Origin of the sequence: Candidatus Chordibacter forsetii, from assembly GCF_964187505.1 — a bacterium.
Classification (GTDB): domain Bacteria; phylum Verrucomicrobiota; class Verrucomicrobiia; order Opitutales; family Seribacteraceae; genus Chordibacter; species Chordibacter forsetii.
Window position 1 is genome coordinate 1 of sequence record NZ_CAXLML010000011.1, and the last position, 3397, is coordinate 3397.

Annotated in this window: 3 protein-coding genes; all 3 read right to left on the reverse strand. The window is 42.4% G+C overall.

From position 1 onward, the window contains the following. Positions 1-345: BatD family protein (locus tag ACKPQ4_RS00305; protein ID WP_407679212.1), on the reverse strand; the 345-nt coding region annotated here is incomplete at its 3' end. Positions 346-349: 4 nt separating this feature from the next. After that, the gene (locus ACKPQ4_RS00310) at positions 350-2749 is read right to left on the reverse strand and encodes a VWA domain-containing protein (protein WP_407679213.1); all 2400 of its coding nucleotides are present in this window, start codon (positions 2747-2749) and stop codon (positions 350-352) included. Further along, positions 2746-3397, reverse strand: a 652-nt coding sequence (locus tag ACKPQ4_RS00315; protein WP_407679214.1) for a vWA domain-containing protein, incomplete at its 5' end; no start/stop codon positions are given. The genes ACKPQ4_RS00315 and ACKPQ4_RS00310, both read right to left, overlap by 4 nt.

Here is a 3397-nt window from a genome sequence, read left to right on the forward strand (position 1 = left end):
GGGTTTGCCCTCTATATTAAGCTGTAAGGCAGGTACAATAAAAGTGCCTTCCCTCTGAGGTGTTACGGTAAAGCTTAACTCGAACCGAACCGATGGAACTCCATTGATAAACGAAGCTGACCGAAAAGTTTGCGGTGGGTTGGAGAACCTTAGTCCATCTATTGTGGGAAGACCACCTACTGGTCCCTGCTGACTTCCATGAACCACAATTTTATAGTTTGAGGTGTTTGCCAGAGTTATGTTTGGCGGATCAAAAGAGGTTTCTATGCGAACAGCCTCGGCCGAGGATAGGGCAGGGGTCACTAAAATAATAAGCCATAAAATGAGGGGGCAGAATCGATTCATTGAATTAATAGTCTCTGCCAGCTTGAACAGGATTAGAATTTGGGATGTCGTTTTCCAACGGTTCACTTTTTGATTCAGTTTCTTGTAAAAGTCTTTCGTAAAGGGCATTCACTTCTTCAGTTGAAGGAGTTTTTGCCTTTTTGTTTTCTTCATCTTCCTCGAGTTTTTCAGGATTTGGATTGTTTTGAGGACTGCTTTCGGACGAGCTATTTCCTTCAGAACTATCTTGAATCCCAAAAAAAATAGGCTTGGAGGATTGCTCAAAATCTACCCAAGTTAAATAAGCTTTATGTTCTTCAATTGGATAAGTTACATTTGCTTCAGGGTTATCTGGTTTTATGCACAAAGAGTATTGTCCGGGTGGGACAATTTGAGAAAACTTGCCATCATCGGATGGTTTAAAGGATGTCTCATTTTCGTCTAGTTGAAAATTTCCATTATTATCGATAAACACTGTGGCTGCTGAGCTTCCGGATTCGTTATTATCAACTTTGCCGTCTACATTCGAGTCATTCCAAACCATTCCTGTAAGCAACGGTGCGGCCCGCCAGGGCATGGGGATGAAAAGACTACCAGGCTTATCAATTTCTACCAAATGATTTCTTGTTCCAGAAGCTTCGAATGGAGGGGGGGGGGAAGGAAAAAGAGGTAAGAGAATTGTGGATGAACTTTCATTTTGATCTGTTAGAATGGACGCGAGCTTTAGCGAGGTTGGATAAATTCCGGAAATCCATTCAAATGCGAACTGGCCTATTTCATTCCCAGAAATTGCAGGTTCCAAGGATTCGTTGTGATCACCATCATCATTTTTATCCCAAAAAATTCTAGCTTTAAGGAGAGGTTCGTTTTCCTCCTGTTTTCCATTACCGTTGATATCTCGCCAAACCAATCCTTGAATATTGCTCACTAAATCTTCGATTCTGTTCTGAATTTGTTCGTTTAAAGAATCCAGGTTTTTTTCGGCTAAGGGGTTGCCGTCAATCTGCGAAGCTGCCGAGTAAAATCCTCTCGCTTTCTCCCAAGATTTCCTAGCTTCGATTATATTTTGCTGGTCCAAAAAAGAATTCGCTCTGGCGTAGAATAAATTGCCCAACGCGTTGATTGCTTTTGACTGTATGTCTGGATTGTCAGTCGATTGCTGAAGGGTTAACTGAAGAAATTCTTCGGCTTTTTGGAATGAGCCAGCTTCTAAATACGAGAGACCTGCATTTAAACGAAGAACTTTGAGTGAATCATCATCATCTTTGAGTGAACCTATTTCATTGGCGTAAAGCCTGGCGGCGTCAAGATGATCGCCCTTCAATGTTGCCTCTTCAGCTCTCCTGACATTATCAGGTTGTGTGCATCCAATCATTAAGAGTATAGCGACAGGAAAACACTTAGTCGCAGCCTTAAGCACATTTTTCTTCGAGGAAGGCGAAAGGTTTTCGATTACTAAAAAAAGTATGCCAAGAATCACAAATATTTGATAGCGGTTAATAGGTAAAGTTGTGGATAATTGTTCCCGTAATCTTTTTTGACCAAAAGTCTGTAGCTCCGAAAATACAAGAGTGAGACCTTCACCAGTAGGGCCAATGGGAAGGTATTGTCCACCAGTAGAACGGGCAATGTCACCCAAGGCATTTGCGTCTAATTTTGTAAGAATTTCAGTCCCTGCTCTGTCTTTCAAAAAATTTTGTGGCGATTGATTAAGGGGGTCGGTTGGAATTCGGGCTCCTTCATTTGATCCAATGCCTATGGTGAAAATCCGAATACCTTTTTTCGCGGCCTCTTTTGCTTGCATCAATCCTTGGCCTTCTAGGTCTTCACCATCAGAAATAAGCACGAGAAACTTATCAGTGTCGTCCTTAGAGAAAGACCGTTCAGCTTCCTGTATGGGCCGTGCTAAATTCGTCCCAGGTCTTGGTATAAGCCCAACTTTCAACTCGTCTAATGTTTTTACAAAAGCTTGATGATCAAGAGTTAGTGGGCATTGCAAAAATGCAGACCCTGAAAATGCAATCAGTCCGAGTCGGTCACCTTTTACTTTATCAAGGAGGTTAGATAGAGTAAGTTTTACCCGCTCTAAGCGGTTAGGGCGGACATCTCGAGCAAGCATACTTTTAGACAAATCAACGGCTATGAGTATATCTATCCCCTTGGGAGATACCGTGCGCTTAGAAAAACCCCATTGAGGGCCTGCAAGAGATAATAGAAGGAAGATGATACCAGCAAAAAAGAATGCGATCTTTATTCCTTCTCTTTTTCTTGAAAAATGGGGAACAACGGTCGGAAGGAGTTTTGATGCGATTAACTGTGCCAATCTTAAGCGGGCAACCTTGCGGCTTTTAAAGTATACCAAAATAAGAACTCCCAGAACCAGCGGGATGGAAAATAGAAGATCTGGTTGTGCAAAGAAATTCATGGGATTCGAAGATACCTAGTCCGGGCAAGAATGAATTCAATAAATAGAAAAAGAATAGATGCACCTAACGGCCAAATGTATAAATCTTCAAAAAGTGCATTCACACCCATTTCGACATCAGATTTCTCCAAGCGGTCAATTTCATTGTAGATAGATTCGAGCGCTTCTTTGTCTTGTGCTTCAAAAAACTGAGCTCCGGTGGTTTTAGCTATTTGTCCAAGTATCTGTTTGTCTACCGGGTAGTCGGCAACACGTACAATGGGAAGACCGTTGGGAGCGCGAAGGAGATCTCGGGTAGAGGGGTCAAACAAATAGGTGCGGGTTCTGGTACTGGAACCTATAGCAATGGTGTAGATCTTGATTTCGTCAGATTTTGCACCATTAGCGTAAATTAGGGGGCTGTGTGGCGGTGCAGGTTCGTCTTTTCCATCTGTTAGCAAAATGAGAATTTTTGATTTCGATTCCAATGGGCGCAAACGATTAATTCCTTCGGCCAGAGCAGATCCTAGATTTGTTCCCGTTTGGTGTGTAAGTCCGACTCGTAATCGATCCAGGTTCCTTTGCAAGTGTTCTTTGTCTAAAGTCAGTGCACTTACCAAGTAAGGATCTACTGAAAATGCGACTATTCCGATCCGGTCATGCTTTCGT